The organism is Olsenella sp. oral taxon 809 str. F0356, from assembly GCF_000233535.1.
Taxonomy (GTDB): domain Bacteria; phylum Actinomycetota; class Coriobacteriia; order Coriobacteriales; family Atopobiaceae; genus Olsenella_I; species Olsenella_I phocaeensis.
Genome location: NZ_JH376563.1, coordinates 380,265 through 400,326 on the forward strand (window position 1 = coordinate 380,265; position 20,062 = coordinate 400,326).

General features: G+C 67.2%; 20 protein-coding genes. 1 reads left to right on the top strand and 19 read right to left on the bottom strand.

Translation table 11 applies throughout. The annotated features are described in order from the left end of the window. Positions 1 to 138: 138 nt before the first annotated feature. The 8 genes from tsaD to glmM form a co-directional block, all read right to left on the bottom strand. Positions 139 to 2,604: a tRNA (adenosine(37)-N6)-threonylcarbamoyltransferase complex transferase subunit TsaD gene (tsaD, locus tag HMPREF1008_RS01675; protein WP_009278117.1), complete on the bottom strand. Its 2,466-nt coding sequence runs from the start codon at positions 2,602 to 2,604 to the stop codon at positions 139 to 141. A gap of 169 nt (positions 2,605 to 2,773) precedes the next feature. Continuing rightward, positions 2,774 to 3,319 carry a tRNA (adenosine(37)-N6)-threonylcarbamoyltransferase complex ATPase subunit type 1 TsaE gene (tsaE, locus tag HMPREF1008_RS01680; RefSeq protein ID WP_009278118.1) on the bottom strand — a complete coding sequence of 182 codons (546 nt, stop codon included), beginning with the start codon at positions 3,317 to 3,319 and terminating at the stop codon, positions 2,774 to 2,776. Continuing rightward, positions 3,312 to 3,926: a uracil-DNA glycosylase family protein gene (locus HMPREF1008_RS01685; protein WP_009278119.1), complete on the bottom strand. Its 615-nt coding sequence runs from the start codon at positions 3,924 to 3,926 to the stop codon at positions 3,312 to 3,314. Before HMPREF1008_RS01685 ends, tsaE begins: the two co-directional genes overlap by 8 nt. Positions 3,927 to 3,938: 12 nt before the next feature. After that, a complete protein-coding gene (gene alr / locus HMPREF1008_RS01690) occupies positions 3,939 to 5,099 on the bottom strand; it encodes an alanine racemase (RefSeq protein ID WP_009278120.1) in 1,161 nt (386 codons plus the stop codon). A 20-nt stretch (positions 5,100 to 5,119) separates the two neighbouring features. After that, a complete protein-coding gene (locus HMPREF1008_RS01695) occupies positions 5,120 to 6,739 on the bottom strand; it encodes a bifunctional ADP-dependent NAD(P)H-hydrate dehydratase/NAD(P)H-hydrate epimerase (RefSeq protein ID WP_009278121.1) in 1,620 nt (539 codons plus the stop codon). A gap of 1 nt (position 6,740) precedes the next feature. Beyond that, positions 6,741 to 7,373, bottom strand: a complete 633-nt coding sequence (locus HMPREF1008_RS01700; protein ID WP_009278122.1) for a holo-ACP synthase — start codon at positions 7,371 to 7,373, stop codon at positions 6,741 to 6,743. 2 nt (positions 7,374 to 7,375) lie between these two features. Beyond that, positions 7,376 to 9,223 carry a glutamine--fructose-6-phosphate transaminase (isomerizing) gene (glmS, locus tag HMPREF1008_RS01705; protein WP_009278123.1) on the bottom strand — a complete coding sequence of 616 codons (1,848 nt, stop codon included), beginning with the start codon at positions 9,221 to 9,223 and terminating at the stop codon, positions 7,376 to 7,378. 144 nt (positions 9,224 to 9,367) lie between these two features. Further along, positions 9,368 to 10,705, bottom strand: coding sequence for a phosphoglucosamine mutase (gene glmM / locus HMPREF1008_RS01710; RefSeq protein ID WP_009278124.1), 1,338 nt, complete (start codon positions 10,703 to 10,705; stop codon positions 9,368 to 9,370). A gap of 325 nt (positions 10,706 to 11,030) precedes the next feature. Here glmM and HMPREF1008_RS01715 point away from each other — a divergent pair, with 325 nt between their 5' ends. Next, complete coding sequence (locus tag HMPREF1008_RS01715; protein WP_009278125.1) at positions 11,031 to 11,669, top strand: hypothetical protein; 639 nt, start codon at positions 11,031 to 11,033, stop codon at positions 11,667 to 11,669. A gap of 26 nt (positions 11,670 to 11,695) precedes the next feature. Here HMPREF1008_RS01715 and HMPREF1008_RS01720 read toward each other — a convergent pair whose 3' ends face one another. From HMPREF1008_RS01720 to HMPREF1008_RS01770, 11 genes are all read right to left on the bottom strand, one after another. Continuing rightward, a complete protein-coding gene (locus HMPREF1008_RS01720; protein WP_232202816.1) occupies positions 11,696 to 12,808 on the bottom strand; it encodes an ABC transporter substrate-binding protein in 1,113 nt (370 codons plus the stop codon). A gap of 67 nt (positions 12,809 to 12,875) precedes the next feature. Next, entirely contained in the window at positions 12,876 to 13,688 is an 813-nt protein-coding gene (locus HMPREF1008_RS01725) for an ABC transporter ATP-binding protein (RefSeq protein ID WP_009278127.1), read from the bottom strand. Beyond that, a complete protein-coding gene (locus HMPREF1008_RS01730; RefSeq protein WP_009278128.1) occupies positions 13,685 to 14,725 on the bottom strand; it encodes an iron ABC transporter permease in 1,041 nt (346 codons plus the stop codon). The genes HMPREF1008_RS01725 and HMPREF1008_RS01730 overlap by 4 nt, the downstream gene beginning before the upstream one ends. A 554-nt stretch (positions 14,726 to 15,279) precedes the next feature. After that, on the bottom strand, positions 15,280 to 15,675 hold the full coding sequence (rpsI, locus tag HMPREF1008_RS01740) for a 30S ribosomal protein S9 (RefSeq protein ID WP_009278129.1): 396 nt from the start codon (positions 15,673 to 15,675) through the stop codon (positions 15,280 to 15,282). Between the two features lie 3 nt (positions 15,676 to 15,678). After that, positions 15,679 to 16,116, bottom strand: coding sequence for a 50S ribosomal protein L13 (gene rplM, locus HMPREF1008_RS01745; protein WP_009278130.1), 438 nt, complete (start codon positions 16,114 to 16,116; stop codon positions 15,679 to 15,681). A gap of 173 nt (positions 16,117 to 16,289) precedes the next feature. After that, positions 16,290 to 16,967 carry a hypothetical protein gene (locus HMPREF1008_RS01750; protein ID WP_009278131.1) on the bottom strand — a complete coding sequence of 226 codons (678 nt, stop codon included), beginning with the start codon at positions 16,965 to 16,967 and terminating at the stop codon, positions 16,290 to 16,292. After that, positions 16,964 to 17,389: an ATP-binding cassette domain-containing protein gene (locus tag HMPREF1008_RS10960; protein ID WP_009278132.1), complete on the bottom strand. Its 426-nt coding sequence runs from the start codon at positions 17,387 to 17,389 to the stop codon at positions 16,964 to 16,966. Before HMPREF1008_RS10960 ends, HMPREF1008_RS01750 begins: the two co-directional genes overlap by 4 nt. Next, entirely contained in the window at positions 17,352 to 17,681 is a 330-nt protein-coding gene (locus tag HMPREF1008_RS01755; protein ID WP_009278133.1) for an ATP-binding cassette domain-containing protein, read from the bottom strand. The genes HMPREF1008_RS10960 and HMPREF1008_RS01755 overlap by 38 nt, the downstream gene beginning before the upstream one ends. Then, positions 17,678 to 18,391: a hypothetical protein gene (locus tag HMPREF1008_RS01760; RefSeq protein ID WP_156797579.1), complete on the bottom strand. Its 714-nt coding sequence runs from the start codon at positions 18,389 to 18,391 to the stop codon at positions 17,678 to 17,680. Before HMPREF1008_RS01760 ends, HMPREF1008_RS01755 begins: the two co-directional genes overlap by 4 nt. A gap of 116 nt (positions 18,392 to 18,507) precedes the next feature. Continuing rightward, complete coding sequence (locus HMPREF1008_RS01765; protein WP_009278135.1) at positions 18,508 to 19,359, bottom strand: hypothetical protein; 852 nt, start codon at positions 19,357 to 19,359, stop codon at positions 18,508 to 18,510. After that, a complete protein-coding gene (locus HMPREF1008_RS01770; protein WP_009278136.1) occupies positions 19,356 to 20,024 on the bottom strand; it encodes a hypothetical protein in 669 nt (222 codons plus the stop codon). The genes HMPREF1008_RS01765 and HMPREF1008_RS01770 overlap by 4 nt, the downstream gene beginning before the upstream one ends. Positions 20,025 to 20,062: the final 38 nt, after the last annotated feature.

A 20,062-nucleotide genomic window follows, 5' to 3' on the forward strand; every position in this document is an offset into this window, starting at 1 on the left:
TGGGGTGCCGGCGCGGCCCGGCGCTCCGTCAGCACCGGGACGCGAGCCGACGGGAGTGCCAGCCCCTCCTACTCGCCGACCTTCAGCCGTACGACTTCGAAGAGCTCGAAACCTAGCCTCGGGAGCACCGGCCCCCTCCTACTTGCCGGCCTTCTTAGGCGGCCAGCCCTCGCCGACGACGGGCGCCAGTTCGGACGACCAGCAGCCCAGCTTGGCATTGGGATCCGCATCCAAGGTGAGGTCGGCCGTAACACCGGCCTTCCAGTTGCGCAGCGCGGCCACGGCGATCATCGCACCGTTGTCCCCGCACACCACCATGGGCGGCACGGTCACGCGCACGCCACGCCGCGGGAGCTTCTTGCGGTACTCGGCCCTGAGCGCAGGATTCGCCGCCACGCCACCACCCACGCAGAAGTCGCCCACTCCCGTCTCGCCCACCGCCGTGATGGCCTTCGACACCTGCACGTCAATGACCGCAGCCTCGAATGACGCCGCCAGATCGGGCAGGTTGATGGGACGGCCCGCCTTGTTCTCCCCCTCGATGTAGGTGATGACCGCCGTCTTGAGCCCACTCAACGAGAAGCGGTAGTCGTGGCTGTGCATCATGGCACGCGGGAAGTGGATGGCCTTCTTGTTGCCCTGCGCCCCGAGCTTCGAGATCACGGGCCCGCCGGGATAGCCCAGCCCCAGCGCCTTGGCGACCTTGTCGAAGGCCTCCCCCACGGCGTCGTCAATCGTGGCTCCCAAGAGCTGGTAGTCCCCCCAGCCTCGCACGTGGACCAGCATGGTGTTGCCACCCGAGACCAGGCTCGCCACGAAGGGAGGCTGCAGGTCCGGGGTCTCGAAGAGGTTCGCCAGGAGGTGCCCCTCGAGGTGGTTCACCGGCGTGAGGGGCAGCCCTGCAGCGGCGCAGAGGCCCTTCGCGAAGGCAACCCCCACGACGAGGGCACCGACCAGGCCGGGGCCGGCCGTGACGCCCACGCAGGCGAGGTCGAACGGCGCCAGCGTATCGCAGCCAAAGTGCGCGCCAGCCCGTGCCATGACCTCCTCGAAGACGCCGACGATTGCCTCGACGTGCTTGCGACTCGCGATCTCGGGCACCACTCCGCCAAAGCGGGCGTGGAAGTCGACGGATGTCGCCACCACGTTGGCGCAGACCACGCCGTTGGAGTCGATGACGGCCATGGCCGTCTCGTCGCAGGACGACTCGATGGCCAGCACCAGGTCGCCCGCCTTGGCCAACGCGTCGCGGGAGGCGACGCTGCGCTCGCCGGGCACGACGGGCCAGGGTCGGATGGAGGCGCTGGGCTGGGGCTGGTCCGCCACGAGCGACGCGTCCGCCCCAAGGGGCAGCTCGGCGCGCATCAGAAGCGCGTCGGCACCGGGGCCGTAGTAGCCCCGGCGGCGACCCGCCTCGACGAAGCCGAGACGCCCGTACAGCTCGCGGGCGGCGGCGTTGTCCTCCGCCACCTCCAGCGTCATGGCAGTGGCGTTGAGCGTCTGTCCGTCATAGGCAACGCGGCCCAGCAGCCTGGACGCGATTCCCTCGCGGCGACGTCCCTCCGCCACCACGACCTCCAGCAGCTCGAAGTCGGACCCCGCGAGGCTCGCCCCTGCGAACCCCACGAGCTCGCCCTGGTCGTGAGCCACCCACCAGCTGCGCTGGGGGGCGAAGAGCTCCTCGTAGAACATCTGGCGCGTCCAGGCGCTGTGGTCGCTCCCCTCGTAGGCAGCGTCCTCGAGCGCGGCAACGGCGTCGAGGTCATTCACGGACATGGGTCGCAGCTGCAGGTGGCGCCCCGCGAGCGCGTCGGCGGTACCGGTCACCCTCACGCTGGCGGGGGCCGCCAGCCCCAGGCGCTTGCGCTCGTTCTCCTCCGCGTCAGAGAGCCGCGTGTACACGGGCAGGACCAGGGCAGGGTCCCCGTCCCCCACGGCCGGCACCCAGTCGGGCGAGAGGAACGACCTCAGGAGGCCCGAAGCGCTGGGGTGCCAGAGCGCCTCGTCGGCGACCCGCACAAGCCCTGCCGCCTCGAAGCGCGCGCGATACTTCTTGAGCCCGTCGCCCGCAAGTAGCAGCTCGCCCGCGTCCGAGCGAGTGGCGAGCTCCGCCACGGCGACATCCGCGGCGCAGACGCGCTCCACGTCGAAGCAGCGGTGCGCACCGGACTCGTCCAGTCGGTACACGCCAGGATACAGCTCCCCGCGCATGGCGTCGCCCAGCACCGCCAGCATGCCGCGGACGCCAGACTCCCACGCGCCCCAGGCGACGGCATCCAGGGTCGAGACACCGTGGAGGGGGATGCCACGCCCGCAGGCCAGGCCCTTCGCGGTGGCGATGCCTATGCGCACTCCGGTGAACGACCCGGGACCGCGGCCCACCAGCACGGAGTCCACGTCGCCCATGGAGAGCCCGGCACGCGCCAGCACGTCGAGCGCCGTCGTGGTGAGCTCGACGTTGGCGCGACGGCGGCAGAGATGGTCGCCAGAGGCGAGAAGCTCCATCGAACCATCGGCAGCGACGCGCGCGACTGCGCAGGCCAGCATGTCGGTGGAGCTGTCGAGGGCAAGCACAATCCGGGAGCTGGGGCCACCCTGGGCCATGGGACATCACCCGCAATCCGTCGGCCGCGCACGCCGCGGTCGGCTCTTGGCTTTTGCAAAACGCGCACAGTGTAGCGCTACGAGGGAGCGGGCGCAGACACAGGCCACGCCAGCCGCCGTCGGCACATGCGCGGGCAAGGCCACCGCGCCGCGCAAGGGTTCGTCCGGCCTAGGCCTCCTGGGTCCTCTCGCCTGCATGGGCATCCACGGCAGCGTCGAGCGCGCGGACCAGCTCCCGCCCGCGCTCGTCGTGCGCCACGAAGCGGATGGAGCGCCTCGGCTCCTCCCCCACCTGGGACTCCTCGTCCCTGCGCGAGAGGAACACGTCCACGCGCTCCGGGCCGATCTGCTCCAGGAACTGCTCGCCCCACTCGATGAGGCAGGGCCCGTCAACGCCCATGGCGTCGTAGAGACCGATGTCCTCGAGCTGGTCGGGGTCGTCCAGGCGGTAGAGGTCGAAGTGATAGAGCGGCATGCGCCCCCCGCCATAGACCATCTCGATGGTGAAGGTGGGGCTGGTCACGTCGTCCTCGATTCCCAGGCCGGCGGCGACCCCCTTGGTGAGCTGGGTCTTCCCCGCACCGAGGTCGCCCGTCAGGACGAGGACGTCGGTGGGCTCGAGCAGGGCGCCAAGCAGTTCGCCCAGGGCGACGGTCTCTTCCTGCGAGGCGGAGTCGAACTCGCCCTCCCCCACGCGCCCGCAGGGCCTACTCATGCGCGGCCTCCTCGACCGGGTGCTCGCGCAGCCACTCGCCCACCATGCGCAGGTCGCTCTCGAGCAGGGGCTGCCAGTCGGAATGATAGATGCAGGCAGCGGGATGGAAGGTGGGCATCACCACGAAGTGGCCCGTCTGGTGGAAGCGACCACGCAGCTTGGTCACGCCCAGCTCGGTCCTCAGCACCCATTGCGAGGCGAAGTTGCCCAGGCAGACGATGACGTCGGGCCAGACGGAGCGCACCTGCTCGCGCAGGAAGGGCGAGCAGGCCTCGATCTCTTCCGGGCGCGGATTGCGGTTCGAGGGCGGGCGGCACTTCACCACGTTGGCGATGTAAATCTGGTCGCGGGTGAGGCCGGCGAGCGAGAGGAGCGCGTCGAGCTTCTTGCCGGCGGCACCCACGAAGGGCTCACCCTGCAGGTCCTCGTTCCTTCCGGGCCCCTCGCCGATGAACATGACGCGGGCGCGGGGGTTGCCCACGCCAAACACGAGCTTGTTGCGCGTCTCTCCCAGGGGGCAGAGGTGGCAGTCGCCCAGGGTGGCACGGACCTCCTCGAGGGTCACCTCACGGGGACGCTGGTTCTGGTGTCCTGGAATCTGAAGCATGGCATCGCCTTCCTAGACGAACACTTTTTCGAGGCGCATGCCAAAGTCGCAGGTTACCTCGTAGTTGATGGTCCCACGGCGTCGGGCCATCTCGTCCGCCGTGATCTCCTCGTCGCCGTCGACGCCCATGACCGTGACCAGGTCGCCGCGCTCCACGGGCTCGACAGGCCGGTATGCGCGCGCGTCGTTGACGTCCACGGCGAACATGAACTGGTCCATGCAGATGCGACCCACCTGGCGGGCACGCTGCCCGCGCACCAGGACGTCCATGTTGTTGGAGAGGCTGCGGGCGAGGCCGTCCGCGTACCCGATGGGCACCGTGGCAATCTGGATGCTGGGCTTGGGCACGCGGTAGGTGAGCCCATAGCCCACGCCCTCGCCCACGGCGGGACGCGCCACGCGGGTCACGCGGGCGCGCACGCTCATGGCGGGGACGAGCTGGATGCGGGGGACCGTGGTGTCTGCGGGGTGCAGGCCATAGAGGCCGATGCCCACACGGCACATGTCGTTGTGGAGCTCGGGATGGAGGACCGTCCCCGGCGTGTTGTCGCAGTGCACCAGACCGCAGTCCAGGCCGGCGTCGCGCAGCGCGCCCACCGTGTCCATGAAGCGCGTGCTCTGCTGGCGGAAGTCCCAGTCGCCCACCACGTCGGCGGTGGCAAAGTGGGTGAAGGTGCCCGCGCACTCGATGCCACGGTGGAAGTCGATCATGCGGCGGAACTCCACCGCGTCCTCCGGCATCACGCCGATGCGGCTCATGCCGGTGTCTATCGCCAGGTGGTACTTGCCGACCTTGTCCAGCGCCACGGCACGCTCGCCATAGGCGAGCGCGAAGTCCATGTCGTACACCGAGGGCATGATGTCGTACTCGAGAAGCACGTCGATGCTCTGGAGCGGCGACTCGTTGAGCATGAGGACGGGCCACTCGATGCCGGCCTTCCTAAGCTCGACGCCCTCGTCCACCGTGGCCACGGCGAACTGGCTCGCGCCCGAGGCGTGCATGGCGCGGGCGCACTCGACCGCCCCATGCCCATAGGCGTCCGCCTTCACGGCGCACATCATCTGGACGCCCGGGCGCAGGAGCGCCTTGAAGGCCCGCGTGTTCTTGCGCACGGCGTTGAGGTCGACCTCCACCCAGGCCGCGCGCGTCTGTGGTTCCCTGCTCACTGCCATCTTCGCGACTCCTTTTGAGGCTAGTTCTTCTCGCCCATGCCCGTGACCGCCGCGTTGACCTGCTCGAGGAGGGCGTCCTCCGCCAGGCCGATCGCGTCGATGAGGTCGTGGGCCATGACGGCGTTGGCCCCCACGCGCTGCGCCGCGATGGAGCCGGCGTAGCCGTGGACCTCGCAGGCGTAGGCGGCGAGCACGGGGAGGTCGTCGGCCTCCACGTTGGAGCGGGCCAGGTAGGCGGCAATTATGCCGCCCAGGACGTCACCGGAGCCCGCCGTCGCCAGCGCAGCGGGACCGGGCTTGGGCAGGAAGGCGGCGTCCACGCTCACGCAGGCGGTCGCGGACCCCTTCGAGACCACGCAGAGCTCGCTGCCCCCGTCGGACCACACGATGCGACGGGCGGCCTCCATTGCGGCGGTGAGGCTCGCGGGAGGGGTGTCCTGCAGGCCAACCAGGCGTCCCAGCTCCCCGCGGTGCGGGGTGAGCACCAGGGGGCTGTCCCTGCGCAGGAGCTCGGGGAAGTCGTCGAGCGCGTTGGAGGTCAGGCGAGAGATGCAGTTCAGGCCGTCCGCGTCGACCACCAGGGGGACGGGAGTGCCCAGGAGGGCGGACACGACCCCGACGGTGCCCGAGCTCACGCGCATGCCCGGGCCGACGACGGTAGCCGTGCGCTTCGCGGCGAGCTCCGCCACCGCCTCGGCAGCCTTTGCCGAGAAGGTCCCGTCCGCCTCGCAGGGCAGCGCGATGACCGGAATCTCGAGCATCTGGGACTGGACGATGGGCGCGATGGCCGCGGGTACGGCGAGGGTGACGTAGCCCGCACCGGCACGGGCAGCAGCCAGGGCCGCCATCATGGGGGCACCGGGGAAGCGAGAGGAGCCTCCCACCACGAGCACCGAGCCGCGACGGAACTTGTCGTCGGCGCTCGAGGACGGGCGCAGGACGGAGTCGTAGTCGTCCAGGTCGGCCCTCCAGGCAACGGGATCTGCCTCGAGGACCAGACGCTCCGTCTGCTCGGCCAGGGGCGCCACCACGATGGCGCCGCAGGCGTCACGTCCGTCGTCCGAAAGCAGGCCCGGCTTGAGGGCGAGCATGGTCACGGTGAGGTCGGCCGCCACGCAGGCGTCCTCGGCAAGGCCCGTCTGGGCCGAAAGGCCGCTGGGCACGTCGACCGAGACCACCTGGACGTCGCTGCCGTTGAGGCAGTCGATCCAGATGTCGAAGGGTGCGCGGGGGACGCCGCGGAACCCCGTGCCCAGCATGGCGTCGATGGCCACGTCGGCGTCCGAGAGGAGCCCCTCGAGCAGCTCGCGCGGGGGAGCAACCACGATGGACACGCCCGCGACCTGCGCGCTCTTTGCCACCACGCGGGCGAGGTCACCCTTGATCTGGTCGGGCTCGACGGGAGTCACCGCATAGACTTCGACTCCCTTGGAGAGCAGCTCCTCGGCGGCGACCCAGCCGTCGCCCCCGTTGTTGCCCAGGCCGCAGAGCACGACCGCGCCCTGCGGATGCGCCAGGCGCAGCGCCTCGTTGGCGGCGGCGGTGCCGGCGCGGTGCATGAGCTCGGATATGCTTACGCCCACGTTGGTGAGCCCCGCCTCGACCCTCTTGATGTCCTCGATGTTGAGCACGGGCTGCATGTCAGCCTCCTATCGCGATGCCGGGGAGCGTTGGCGAGCCCGCGGCCTCCCCGGCAGCTTCCATCTGCACGTCCACCTCGTCCGTCACGTCGCCCGACTCCCCTGTCCCTGGGCCCGCGGGCTCGGAGAGGGGCAACTCTCCCCCGCCGCCCTGAAGGAGCTCGAGCTCGTCGATGACCGACCGTGCCGCCTTGAACGAGGCCTGCATCTGCTTGGCGGCATCGGGCCCCTCGTCAGCGCGGGGGCGCACCGCATCGCTCACCGCGACGGCGTTTGCGGTGGCGATCTCCCTGGTGAGCGAGAGCGAGAGCGCAATCTCGCTCACCCCCTGCTCGCGGGCCAGGGCGAGCGCCGTCCCCGCGAGCCTCGCCTGAGTCCTGCCCGCGGAGTCCAGCTCCACCTCGACATCGTGCAGTCCCAGGAAGGGGCCGGAGTCCGTCACGCCCAGGGCGCGGGCCACCGCCCCGCGCGCCGCGAAGCGGGCGGCGAGGTGTCCGACGGGGCGGGACGTCGCGGCGCAGTGCGACCGCTCGTCCTCGGAGAACACCCTTCCCGCAAAGGAGGGATGCCTCTCGAGCGCACGCTCCATGCGCGCGACCTCGAGCATGGAGAAGCCCACTCCCGCCGACGCCATGGCTACTCCACCGTGACCGACTTGGCCAGGTTGCGCGGCTTGTCCACGTCGCAGCCGCGCGCGCGGGCGACATAGCGGGCCAGAAGCTGGAGGTGGACGATGGCGACGATGGGCACGAGTTTCTCCTCGGGGACCTCGGGAATCCAGAGCGTGTCCTCGCAGAGGGCGCCCACGGCCTCGTCGCCGTCGGTGGCTACGGCGACGCAGGTGGCGCCGCGGGCCATGACCTCCTGGATATTGGACACGGTCTTGTCGTGCACGTGGTCGGCGGGAACGATCGCCACCACGGGGAAGCCTGGCTCGAGCAGGGCGATGGGCCCGTGCTTCATCTCGCCGGCGGGGTAGGCCTCGGCGTGGAGGTAGCTGACCTCCTTGAGCTTGAGCGCTCCCTCGTAGGCGGTCGTCGCGTTGACGCCGCGGCCCAGGAAGAGGGCGGAGGCGGCCCGACGGAAGTGCCGGGCGGCGCGCTTGTCCTGCCAGCGGCGCGCGATGACCTCGCGCACGAGGTCCGGCAGGGCCTCGAGGTTGTCGAAGTGCCGACGCACCTCGTCGAGGTCCATGGACCCGTTGGCGAGCGCGAGCCTCAGGGCGAGGAGCGCCGCCGCGACCATCTGCGCCGTGTAGGCCTTGGTCGAGCAGACGCAGATCTCTGGCCCGGCCTGCACATAGAGGGTCCCGTCGCTCTCGCGCGCGGCGCTGGACCCCAGGACGTTGGTGATCGCGAAGACCTTGCAGCCCAAGGCCCTCATGCGACGGGCGGCGGTGAGGGTGTCGGCCGTCTCCCCCGACTGGGTGATGACCACGCAGAGCGTGCGGCCGCTCACGAGCGGGTCCTTGTAGTTGAGCTCCGAGGCGTACTCGCAGAAGACGGGGACGTGCGCCCAGTCCTCGATCATGCTCCGGGCGATGAGCCCCACGTGGTAGGAGGTGCCGCAGGCGACGACGTACACGCGGTCTATGCCTGCGAGCTCCTCGGAGGTCATGCTGAGCTCGTCGAGCTCGATGCCATGCTCGCCCAGGCGGCCCTTGAGGAGGCGCTCGATGGCCTCGGGCTGCTCGCTTATCTCCTTTGCCATGAAGTCGGCGTGTCCGCCCAGGGTGGCGGCGGAGGCGTCCCAGTCGATCCTGAGCGTGCTGGGATGGGCCACCAGCTCGCCCTCGTCGTCGAAGACCTCGACCGTCCCGTCCGCGCGCAGGAGGGCGAACTGGTCGTCCTCGAGCTGGATGACGTCGGAGGACACGGGCGAGAGGGGCATCACGTCCGACGCCGCGTAGGCACCGTCATCCGTCGAGGCGAGCACGAGTGGCGAGCCCTTGCGGGCCACGACCAGCTGGCCGGGGACGTCGGAGCACTCCACGACCAGGGCCCAGGAGCCCTGGAGGCGGCGGCACGCGTAGCGCACGGCGCGCAGCAGATCACCCTTGGCGGGGCCCTTCCAGGCGTCCTCCACCAGGTGCGCCACGACCTCGGAGTCGGTGTCGCTCGCAAACTGGTGGCCCGCGAGCCTGAGCTGGGAACGAAGCTCACGGAAGTTCTCGATGATGCCGTTGTGGACGATGGCGATGCGCCCGTCGCAGTCGAGGTGCGGATGGGCATTGCGGTCGGTGGGGGCACCGTGGGTCGCCCAACGTGTGTGAGCGATGCCGGTGGTGCCCGTGAGGTTGGCCGTCCTGCAGCGCTCGACCAGGGTGGCCACGCGCCCGGCGCACTTCACGCCATGGAGCTCGCCGTCGGACGCCATCACGTCAATCCCGGCGGAGTCGTAGCCACGGTACTCGAGGGCGGCGAGGCCCGAGAGAAGGAACTCGGCAGCCTGCCTGCGTCCCGTGTAGCCGACGATTCCGCACATGTGACACCTCCGATTGCGTTGCGTTTACGTACTGTCTGGCCATTCTACCAGCACGTAGGACGAGCCCCTCTCGCATGGGAAAAGTCAGGCGAGAGGGGCATGGGCCACGAGCCCGTCGGGTGGGCCCCGTGGTGCTTTGTCGGCCTAGGCCTTGAAGGGCTCCAAGGCCTTGAGCACGATGTCGTCCGCCTGGCGGCAGAGCGCATCCTCGGGCGCCTCGGCAAGCACGCGCACCAGGGGCTCGGTGCCGCTTGCGCGCACGAGCACGCGGCCGTTGCCTTCCAGGAAGCGCTCGGCCTCGGCCACCGCGGCCTTGACCTCGGGCGAGCCCATGGCGGCCTCCTTGTCGCTCACGCGCACGTTGACCAGGAGCTGTGGGTACAGCTTGACCGGAGAGCAGAGGACCGAGAGCCTCTCTCGCTCGGCGCGGATGACCTCCATCATGCGGAGGCTGGTCATGATGCCGTCGCCGGTGCGCTCGATGTCGCCGAAGATAATGTGGCCGCTCTGCTCGCCGCCCAGCGAATAGCCGTTCTGGCGCATGCAGGCATAGACGTTCTTGTCGCCCACGGCGGTAGTCTCGTACTGGAGGTTCGCCTCGTCGAAGGCGCGGAAGAGGCCGAAGTTGCTCATGACGGTGGGCACCACGGTGCCGCCCGCGAGGCGGCCGTGCTTGTGAAGGTACTTGCCGCAGACGTAGAGGATGAGGTCGCCGTCCACCACGTGCCCGCGCTCGTCCACGGCAATGCAGCGGTCGGCATCGCCGTCATAGGCGAAGCCCACGTCCAGGCCCTGCTCCACCACGTGGCGCTGGAGACGCTCGATGTGGGTGCTGCCACAGTCGACGTTGATGTTGAAGCCGTTGGGCGCGTTGTTGATCACGCGGACGTCAGCGCCCAGCGCGTCGAAGACGGGACGCGCGACGGAGCTAGCGGCGCCGTTGGCGCAGTCCAGGCCCACCTTTACGCCCTGAAGCGAGAAGTTGGCGCTCGCGATGAGGTGGGCGATGTAGCGGTTGCGGCCCTGCATGTAGTCGACGGTGCAGCCGATGGCGTCTCCGGTGGCGAGGGGGATCTCGAGCTCGCCGTCGATGTAGCGCTCGACCTCCTCGAGGACGTCCTCGTCCATCTTGAAGCCGTCGGCATTGACCAGCTTGATGCCGTTATCGGTGAAGGGGTTATGCGAGGCGGTAATCATGACGCCGCAATCGAACTGCCCGTCCACGGTCTCGTAGCTGACGCCCGGCGTGGGAATGACGTGCAGCATGTAGGCGTCGGCTCCGGAGGCTACCAGGCCGGACACAAGGGCGCTCTCGAACATGTAGCTGGAGCGACGGGTGTCCTTGCCAATGACGATGCGAGCCTTGCGAGCCTGGCGTGCTCCGTAGTACCAACCCACGAAGCGGCCGATCTTGTATGCGTGCTCGACGTTGAGGCCCTCGTTCGCGCGGCCGCGGAAGCCGTCGGTGCCAAAGTACTTCATCTACTCTCCCCTGCTCATGGACCCCGTACGGCGATGCCGCCGGTGCTGCCACGGAAGATACAAGAAGAATGGTAGCAGCATGCCGCCGTGCGATTGTGCACAGCGGGTGGTGCCAATCGCCGCAGGCGCCGAGCACGCTCCTGCGCACGCCGATGGCATCCGCTACGCTACTACGCACACGCTCATTGACGTTTTCGCAGTTGGCGAGCCGCCCTTGTGTGCGTTTGCGCGTGATGGCTGAATGGGACGTGCGTCCGTGCGTGGGGAATAGGCGAGACGTGCGCTCGCGCGTACCCGAGAGCCTGTCGAATGCGAGGGAGAGAAGATGCTGTACTTGCTGAGCGCACCACGGCAAAGCGGCAAGACGCGGTGGCTGCAATCCCTGGTGGAGGGGCTGGAGGCGCGCGGCGTCGTCTGCAGCGGCGTCCTGGCGCCTGGTCGCTGGAGGCGCGAGCCGGACGGCAGCCTCTCCAAGCTGGGCATAGACAACCTGCTTCTCCCGCAGCACGAGCTTCTCGCCTTCGCGCGCCCCGCCAATCCCGTCACGCATGGCCTGCGGGCCAACCGCATCGACGCCGCACACGCCCCACGAGGCGACCGTGACGGCTGCTCGCAGTCCAGGCGCGCGGGGCTCGGCTGGGACATATCGGACGTGGCGCTGGGACGGGTCAACCGTCACTTCGGGTCGTTGGGTGGGCTCGCTCTCGAGGCAGACAGACCGGGGCTCATGGTCGTGGACGAGCTTGGCCCCCTCGAACTCAGGCGCGGCGAAGGCCTCTGTCAGGCACTCGCCTTGCTAGAGGAGGGGCCGCGTCCCGCCTGGCCGCACGCCGTCGTGGTCGTGCGCCCCTCGCTTCTTGACCTTGCCACGAAGAGGCTCCGGCCCGCCTGGGGCAGACCGGAGCCCATCGAGCCCACTTCGACATGCCAGGAGAGGGTGCTGGAGGGATTCCCCCTTGGATAGCGTGGCGACCGGGGTAAGCGGCAGCCCTACGCCCTGGGAAGCGAGCCCGCGAGAAGGTCCTCAAGCTCGGAGTCGCTCAGGTCGTGGCCGTAGAAGGTCTTGAAGTAGTCCTTCGCCACGTCCTCGACACCGGTCTGGAACTTCTGGGGATAGCACACGCGGGCGAGCCACTGCATGCCTGCGACCTGGTTGACCGATGGAGGCGAGGAGAGCCAGTTGTAGGGGCTGGCAGGAACCTGGTAGTAGTTGGAACCCTTGATGGCGGACAGCTCGGACCAGGCGGGGTCCTCGCCCACGCTGGGATATATGCTTCCCGGCCCAAAGACGATCAGCTGCGGGTCGAAGGAGGCGATTTGCTCCAGGCTCACCTCCTGGCCCTTTCCGGAGCCGGACGCCTTCTCGGTCACGATGGCGTTGCTTGCCACGAAGTCGACAACTGCGCCCTGGAAGCTGCCCTTTGCGATCGCGTTGAGGCCGGAATCCCCCAACAGGTAGGCCACCTTCGGTCGGTCGGACTCGGGAATCGTCGAGACGACACCATCGACCTCGTCGTAGGCCTTCTTGCAGTAGCTCGAGAGCTCTGCCGCACGGCCCTCCTTGCCCAGCAGGATTCCCAGGGTCCTATACACCTCGTCATAGCTGTCCAGCGAGGTCTCGATGTGCACGCAGGGGATGCCGATCTGCTCCTGCAGCTGGTCCATGTCCTCCTTGATGCTGCCCTTGGCCTCGCCCAGGTCGATAACCAGCTGCGGCGCGGCGTCCGCGACCGCCTCCTTGTTGAAGTCGCCCTTGCCGCCGTAGATCTGGCCGAAGACGGGAAGCTGGGCCACGGAGTCGTCAAAGAGGGTGGCCTGTCCGTCAGTCAGCTTCGTGGCCAGACCCACCATGTCCTCGGGCGCGATGGTGAGGAGTATCTGCTGGGCCACCGGGCCAGAGGCCGCCACCTTCGTGATGTTGGAGGGCAGCTCGACCTCTCGGCCGCAGGAATCGGTGAAGCTCCTCGTGGTCGCCTGTTGCTGTGTCTGGTCGCTCCCGCCGCCAGCCTGCTGGCCCGCGCACGCCGCGAGCCCGCCCGTAAGGGCGAGGGCCAAGGCCCCAGCCGCCAGCGCGGCGAACGCCCTCCTGCCTAACTGCGCCACTCTCACTTTTGCTCCCTTCTGACGCCGTGCGTCGCGGCCTTCCCGCGAGCTAGCGCACGACAAAGAATCACCTGATCGTCGTTCGTTGTTCCCGCGCGGCCTCGGCCCCCAGGCGCTCGCTGGGCACGCAAGCGCGCGCCGCGTCGCCAAAGAGCGAGCTCACCGTGACGCCCATGCCATAGAGGCTGCTCATGCGCTCGCTCGTCACCACCTCCTGTGGACTGCCAACCCCCACGACGCCCCCCTCGCCCATGGCAATGACCAGGTCCGAGTACAGGTAGGCCTGCTCGGGCCGGTGGGTCGACACGATCACCGACCTCCCCTCCCTGGCCAGGGACTGGGCAAGCGAGAGGACCTTGTCCGCGTTGGCGAAGTCCAGCGCGCTCGTGGGCTCGTCCAGAATCATGGCGCGTGCGTCCTGGGCTATGGTCCGGGCAAAGAGGACGAGCTGGAGCTGGCCGCCCGAGAGTCGGTTGACGCTGCGATGCGCCAGGTCGGCGATGCCCACGCGCTCCAAGGCCGCCATGGCCCTGTCCTCGTGGCGGCGGGTGGGGGTCCTGAGCATGCCGAGGTCCGTGCCGCAGGCCATGAGCACCATGTCCACGACCTCGTAGTCGAAGACGTTCACGTGGGCCTGGGGAATGTAGGCCATCTGGCGGGCGCGCTCCCTCACGCTGAGCTCGCGCACGTCATGACCGTTGGCGAGCACCGTGCCCTCGTAGCCACGGATGCCCAGCATGCAGCGGAAGAGTGACGTCTTGCCCACGCCGTTGGGACCCAGCACACAGGCAAGGCTGCCGTCGGGCACCCCGAAGCTGAGGTCGCTCAGCACGCGACGATTCCCGTACGAGAAGCTGAGGCCACTCACCTCGAGGCTCATCGACGCCGCCCCCTCGTGATCAGGTGCATGAAGAAGGGCGCGCCGATGAAGGCAGTGAGGATGCCTATGGGAATCTCTGCCGTGGTGGCCAGACGGGCGACATCGTCCACCACCAACAGGAAGCCGGCGCCCAGCAGCATGCTGGCGGGCAGGAGGTGGCGGTAGTCGACACCCACGATGCCGCGGGCGAGGTGCGGGACCACGAGCCCCACCCAGCCGATGATGCCCGTGACCGAGACGCTCGCAGCCGTGACCAGCGTGGAGCAGACGATCACCGCACGGCGGACGCGCGGGGCGTCGACGCCCATGCTCAGCGCCTCGTCGTCCCCCATCGTGAGCGCGTTGACCTGCCAGCGCAGGGCAAGGAGCCCCGCGTTGCCCACGAGCATGGGAATGGCGACGAAGGCAAGGTCGCGCGGGCTGGCGCTGGTGAGCGAGCCCATGAGCCAGAAGGTGATGGCCTGGAGCTGGGCGTTGGGGTCTGCCACGAGCTTGGTGTACGAGACGCCGGCCTGGAAGACCGAGCTCACCATGACGCCCGAGAGCACGGTGACCAGGATGCGGTTCCCTTTGGCGCGGCCGCTGAGCCAGAGGACGATCGCCACCGACGCCATGGAGGTCACGAACGCTGCGATGGAGGTGCCCATGCTTCCAAACGAGAGGAGCAGGGCCACGCAGGCACCGAAGGCCGCTCCCTGTGAGGCGCCCAGGAAGTCAGGAGACACCAGGGGGTTCTGGAAGACGCCCTGGAAGGCGGCGCCGGAAGCGGAGAGAGAGCAGCCCACCATGAGCGCCAGGAGCACGCGGGGAAGGCGGACGTTGAAGAAGAGGGTCTCTTGCTGGGGCGTCCAGCCGGGCGTCACCGGAAGCACCCGTCCGACGAGCATGCCCAGCACCTCCCCCACGCCCATGTGATACCGGCCCAGCATCAGGGAGGCGAGCGCGACGACGGCGACGCCGAGGGCGAGCAGGAGGAGCTGCGTGGAATGGCTGGCGCGACGCAGGCGCCTGCCCAATGCGTACGCGACGTTCTCCATGTCCCTCGCCCCCTCTCGTCTCTCCTACGTTATAGCTAGACGAGTATATCGAAGGATTACGAATCAAAATGGCGATTTGGCAAATTAATCGTTTGAATGTCAGACTTTTCGTCTTGAGCGGAGGTCCCTGCCGCAGGTACAGGCACAGGCACAGGCACAGGGTGCACTATCGATTGCGGGCGCCACGGACTTGGCTGCGCCATCTCGTCCAACGCGCACCGCTCTTTGATGAAAACGCCCGACGCGTGCCAAATTCTCTCGAAAACGTCCAACACGCCTCTCGCTTCCGCGTTTGCCCAGTTGGCAGGAAGGAGAAAGACGCGTTGGACGTCATCGGCGCTCTCTCGCACGCGTTGGACGTCGTCGGCGCTCTCTCGCACGCGTTGGACGTCGTCGGCGCCCTCTCGCACGCGTTGGACGCCGTCGAGCAGGACACGCGCCAAGCGCCCCCCGACGACGCGACCCCGCACGCGAGCCGTCATCCCCGTCATTCCATGAGCAACAAAAAAGGACCCGCCGAAGCGGGTCCCAGATTCGCGAAAGGCCAGAGGAGACTAGCGCTTGGAGAACTGCGGGCGCTTGCGGGCCTTCTTCAGGCCGTACTTCTTGCGCTCGACGGCGCGGGCGTCACGGGTGAGGAAGCCGGCCTTCTTGAGATCGGCGCGATACTCGCCAGCCTCGAGGAGAGCGCGGGCGATGCCCAGGCGCAGGGCGCCGGACTGGCCGTTGATGCCGCCGCCATCGCAGTTGGCGAAGACGTCGAAGCGGTCGACGGTGTCGGTCACGCGGAAGGGAGCGGTCGCGTTGTCGACGAGCTGCTGGCGGCCAAAGTAGTTGGCGGCGTCGCGGCCGTTGACGGTGACCTTGCCGGTGCCGGGAACCAGACGGACGCGGGCGACGGCCTCCTTGCGACGGCCGGTGCCGGTGTAAACAGCGGTGTTGTCAGCCATCGGTTAAGCCTCCAGATCGATCTTGACGGGGTTCTGAGCGGTGTGCGGGTGCTCGGGACCAGCGTAAACCTTGAGCTTCATGCCCTGCTGGCGACCAAGGGTCGTCTTGGGGAGCATGCCCTTGATGGCGTGCTCGACGACGCGCTCGGGGTGCTTGGCCATGGCCTCCTTGAAGGACTCGGTCTTGAGGCCGCCCAGCCAGCCGGAATAGCGCCAGTAGGACTTGTGCTCGGCCTTGACGCCGGTAAGCTGGACCTTATCGGCGTTGATGACGACCACGAAGTCGCCGGTGTCGGTGTTGGGGGTGTACTGGGGCTTGTTCTTGCCACGAAGGATCATGGCAGCCTTGGTGGCAAGGCGTCCCAGTGTGGCGCCATCGGCGTCGATGAGCACCCAGTTGCGCTCGACCTCGCCAGGCTTGGCGTAATGAGTCGACTTCATTTGACTCCTCCATGTACTACGTATCGGTACGCTTTTTCCTATGAGGTTACGGGGCTCAGTGGAAAAGCCTTAAAAGTATACAGCAGCATTCCAATGCCCCGAGCGCTCAAAATAAGCACACAAGTGGAGGCGAGAGGGGCGGCGCGCACCACCCGGCGCACGCCCAGGACGTCCTATGCGACGTCCAGGTGGACGACCTTCCTCACCGGCCCCTTCGTGACCACGAAGCCGTATTCACCCGGCTCCAACGTGGGAAGGTACTGGTAGTCATACGGCTGTGGGAACGTCGCCTCGAACATCGTCGACGCGAAGGGCACATGGATCACGTACTCGGTCTTCGGCCTGATCGAGAGCTTGTAGGAGCCATTGATCTGGGGGACGGAGCAGGAGAACAGCATGGATTGCACCCTGATCCAATACGCCGGCGTCTCAGGGCACTTGACGGACCACCCGATGGAGTCGAGGTAGCCCCTCTCGTCCTCCGCCCCCTTCTCGTTCTTCATCGTTATGTCGGCGACCAGCAGCGTCTTGGCATCCAGGTCCGTCCCCTCTTGGGCGAGCCGCTCCATCTGCACGCGTGCGGCATCGTCGTCCTTGCTGAACTCGGCCAGGTATTCCCTGACGGACATGCTGCGCGCGTCCGTCACGCAGATCGAATACCCCCTCGTGTTCTCGTACCTGTATTCGGCAAAGGCACCTTCCAGGGGAACGTCCTCGTTGGCCTGGAACCACTCCTCGGGGATGACGGGAGCCCTCGCGTTCACCACCCAGATGCGCGCCGCCAGGGCAACGGCGACTGCGCAGGCGACCAGCGCCAAGGTCAACGCGCTCCAAGCACGACCACGCCTCATGGCTGCCTCAGCTCCTCGTGCCCGTCGATCCGCCCCTCCGCAATGTGGTAGACCTCGTGGGAAAGCTCCCGGAGGATGTCTGCCGCATGGCACGCCAGGACAATCGTCGCACCACGCCGCTGCTCGCGCCTCACCAGCCTCTTCAGCATCTCCACACCATCCGCGTCGAGAGCGTTCGTGGGCTCGTCGAGCAGCAGGAGCGAGGGCCGCTCGAAAAGCGCCCCGGCAATGCCGAGCCGTTGCTTCATTCCCAGCGAGTACTTGCGATACGGACGCCTGTCGTCTGGATCAAGCCCGACGTCACGCAGGGCGGCCAGGCAGTCATCCTCATTTGCCAGCCCCTTGATGGAGGCGAGGAGCCTCAGGTTGTCCCTCCCGCTGCGGTCAGCCAGGAAGGCGGGGCCCTCCAGCAGGAGGCCCACGCTGGGAGGGAAGGGGGGTGTCCTTCCACAGCTCCTTGCCGTCGATGGTCACCCTTCCGGCATTCGGCCTGATCAACCCCGCGATGGCGCGCATGAGCATCGTCTTTCCCGAGCCGTTCTGTCCGGAAAGGCCAATCGTTTCGCCAGCGTCCGCGCACAGGCTGACGTCGTCTAGGACGCTCACGCCCCTCAGCCGCTTGGACAACCCACTGACCTCTACGGCACAGCCGGAGCATGCATCGCCAGACGCGACGCCGGTGCCAGGATCTGTCACGACCAGACTTCCCCTCATATCGAGAGCTCCTTGTCTATGCAATCCATCCGCGAAAAGTGAAGACCTCCAACCAGCACGCTTGCCGCCGCTATGACCAGGGCATAGCTGGCACCGCTCCTCAGGCTCATGCCATTTGGAATCGACAGGTCAAGCCGTGCGATCATGAGGTATTCGCCCGGCAGAAGGGGGTGGAACAGATACGCCGACGCCAGGAGGACGACCGAGGTGGACGCAAATGCCAGAGTCGGGCCCAGCGCGAGGGACAGCGCTAGCTGGAGCAGGCAGACGGCAACGACCATCAAGGGAAACACAAGGACGAAGGGCCTGAGGTCATAGGGGCCAGCAAGCTCCGAGCCAAGTCCCGCGCATTCCAGGAAGCCATCGGGGACCAAAAGGGAAGGCTCTCCTCCCCACAACAGGGAGACGATGGCACAGGCGACAACGAGCAGGGCGCAGCCAAGCAGGGCGACAAGCGTCACCCACAGGCACTTGGAGAGCCACCACGACCACCTGCTACCTGACGCAACGAGGACTTCCCTCCCATACCCCATGAGATCCCTGTACGGATAGCTCAGGGGTATGTACGCGACGAGCATGAGCATTAGCATCCACCCAGCCGGAAACCGGAAAGCCACCTCATGATCAGGGTCAAAGACGCTCATCCCACCCATGGCCGCCACAATGGCCTCGCCGAAGGTGAAGGGGGGATCCCAATAGTCTATTGCCATGGTGAAGAGAAGCTGCAGAAACGATAGGCAGCCGCCCCCCACGGCCAGCAGGGCCACCCGCCCTCGCGTCGAGCGAAGGCCTTCCGAAAGGTCAGACCTCACAAGGTTTGCGAAGGTCACAGGACGTCACCGTCCCTTCGAAGACGCAGGGTCGCAAGGGAGACCGCGAGCATGAGCAGCGCCATTGCCGCCATTGCGACACCGCTGCGCAACGGCCCCTCGCATACGCCCTCCAGCACGGAAATCATGTCGAAGCGGAATCCACCCACTCTCGCGATGTAGAAGATGACTTTGCCCAGCTGCAGCGAGCCGAGGGTGAGCAGATACGAGCCCGCAAGCAATATGACGCGGTTCTTGATGACCAAGGAGGCGGCGAGCACCAGAACGGACCAGATTCCGCATAGCGCGGCATCAACAACAAGGTTGACCACAAGGTACAAAAGGGGCCGTGAGTACAGGAGCCAAGAGAGGGTCTCCTGTGCCGAAAGCCCGATGTACAGGTTGTCGAGCACCTCGGGCGCATAGCCTGGGAGCGCACAGGAAAGGACAAGGAAGTTCAGCGCCAGAGGCACGCCCACGACCAAGGCGCCCGAACAGAATACCGCGATGCACTTGGACGCAAGATAGCGACTCCTCGACGCGCGCACGAGCATCTGGTTCGCGACCCCACAGTCAAGCTCAGACCTCAGCGAGCATGAGCCAGCAAGGGCCGCCAGGAGGGCCACAAGCTGAAAGAACGCCTCGCGCGGCAGGTTGCTGTGCAACAGAAGGCTCCTGCCATAGCTCCCCCGTTTGGATGTGACGATGTACTCGCGGACACCTCCTTCCTTGAGGCTCTCCCATTCACGCACGCTCGCGATCCCACAAACGGCAGAGGCAACGGCAAGCGCCACGGCAACGAGCAAGGCCGTGGCAAACCATTTGCTCCTCAGAACCTTGTTGAGCTCCAGCGCCAGCAATGTCCTCATGACTGCCCCCTCAGATCCCTGGGAGCCAATGGCACCTCGTAGCCGCCGTAGCCCCAACTCCCCGCAGTAAATGACCCCTTGTCCACATCATCTCTTCTCACCACGTATCCAAAGACGTAATCTCCCTCGCTGCCAGGGACGATGCCAAAGTAGCCGCGCTCGGCATCCTTGGTTGCCGTCCCAGGCCCATCCAGATAGGCATGCTCTATGCATGGGTGCAACCCGGCCACGCCCTCGATCATGAACAGCTGGTTGCCCAGCTTTGTCGCGTGCCGTGGCTCTGCGTCGACATTCGAGACGTGGATGCGAAACAACACCAAGTCGAAGTCCTCCCCCTGCCTTCCCTCGCTGAAGTAGTTTCCCGCGTAGAATGCGTCCTCCACCCAACCGTCGAACTCCTTGCGGGCCTGGTCGGGTCCGTCAAAGACGACGGCATCCTCCACGCGCACGCGCATCGTTCCGCGGAATGGAGAGTCCTCGCGATCGTCCTTGGTCCCAATCGTGACCTCGTCCCCCTCCTGCGCCTTCGTTCGACTCTTCTCCTCCTCTTGAATCTCGTGGCAAACTTGGGCGTCTAAATGGGACTCGTAGCCCTTGTATGCAAGCGCCGCCAAAAGACAGGCCGCGAGCAACACTGCGGCGGCGATGCGCTCATTCCTCTTCACGTAGCCTCCCAGTGGTGGCCTGGCGGAGTCGCCCGCCG

What these genes read in the sequence shown, in the direction of transcription:
- tsaD (WP_009278117.1), bottom strand. Translation starts at nt 2,604, where the DNA reads ATGGCCCAGGGTGGCCCCAGCTCCCGGATTGTGCTTGCCCTCGACAGC.
- tsaE (WP_009278118.1), bottom strand. Translation starts at nt 3,319, where the DNA reads ATGAGTAGGCCCTGCGGGCGCGTGGGGGAGGGCGAGTTCGACTCCGCC.
- HMPREF1008_RS01685 (WP_009278119.1), bottom strand. Translation starts at nt 3,926, where the DNA reads ATGCTTCAGATTCCAGGACACCAGAACCAGCGTCCCCGTGAGGTGACC.
- alr (WP_009278120.1), bottom strand. Translation starts at nt 5,099, where the DNA reads ATGGCAGTGAGCAGGGAACCACAGACGCGCGCGGCCTGGGTGGAGGTC.
- HMPREF1008_RS01695 (WP_009278121.1), bottom strand. Translation starts at nt 6,739, where the DNA reads ATGCAGCCCGTGCTCAACATCGAGGACATCAAGAGGGTCGAGGCGGGG.
- HMPREF1008_RS01700 (WP_009278122.1), bottom strand. Translation starts at nt 7,373, where the DNA reads ATGGCGTCGGCGGGAGTGGGCTTCTCCATGCTCGAGGTCGCGCGCATG.
- glmS (WP_009278123.1), bottom strand. Translation starts at nt 9,223, where the DNA reads ATGTGCGGAATCGTCGGCTACACGGGACGCAGGCAGGCTGCCGAGTTC.
- glmM (WP_009278124.1), bottom strand. Translation starts at nt 10,705, where the DNA reads ATGAAGTACTTTGGCACCGACGGCTTCCGCGGCCGCGCGAACGAGGGC.
- HMPREF1008_RS01715 (WP_009278125.1), top strand. Translation starts at nt 11,031, where the DNA reads ATGCTGTACTTGCTGAGCGCACCACGGCAAAGCGGCAAGACGCGGTGG.
- HMPREF1008_RS01725 (WP_009278127.1), bottom strand. Translation starts at nt 13,688, where the DNA reads ATGAGCCTCGAGGTGAGTGGCCTCAGCTTCTCGTACGGGAATCGTCGC.
- HMPREF1008_RS01730 (WP_009278128.1), bottom strand. Translation starts at nt 14,725, where the DNA reads ATGGAGAACGTCGCGTACGCATTGGGCAGGCGCCTGCGTCGCGCCAGC.
- rpsI (WP_009278129.1), bottom strand. Translation starts at nt 15,675, where the DNA reads ATGGCTGACAACACCGCTGTTTACACCGGCACCGGCCGTCGCAAGGAG.
- rplM (WP_009278130.1), bottom strand. Translation starts at nt 16,116, where the DNA reads ATGAAGTCGACTCATTACGCCAAGCCTGGCGAGGTCGAGCGCAACTGG.
- HMPREF1008_RS01750 (WP_009278131.1), bottom strand. Translation starts at nt 16,967, where the DNA reads ATGAGGCGTGGTCGTGCTTGGAGCGCGTTGACCTTGGCGCTGGTCGCC.
- HMPREF1008_RS01755 (WP_009278133.1), bottom strand. Translation starts at nt 17,681, where the DNA reads ATGAGGGGAAGTCTGGTCGTGACAGATCCTGGCACCGGCGTCGCGTCT.
- HMPREF1008_RS01760 (WP_156797579.1), bottom strand. Translation starts at nt 18,391, where the DNA reads ATGGCAATAGACTATTGGGATCCCCCCTTCACCTTCGGCGAGGCCATT.
- HMPREF1008_RS01765 (WP_009278135.1), bottom strand. Translation starts at nt 19,359, where the DNA reads ATGAGGACATTGCTGGCGCTGGAGCTCAACAAGGTTCTGAGGAGCAAA.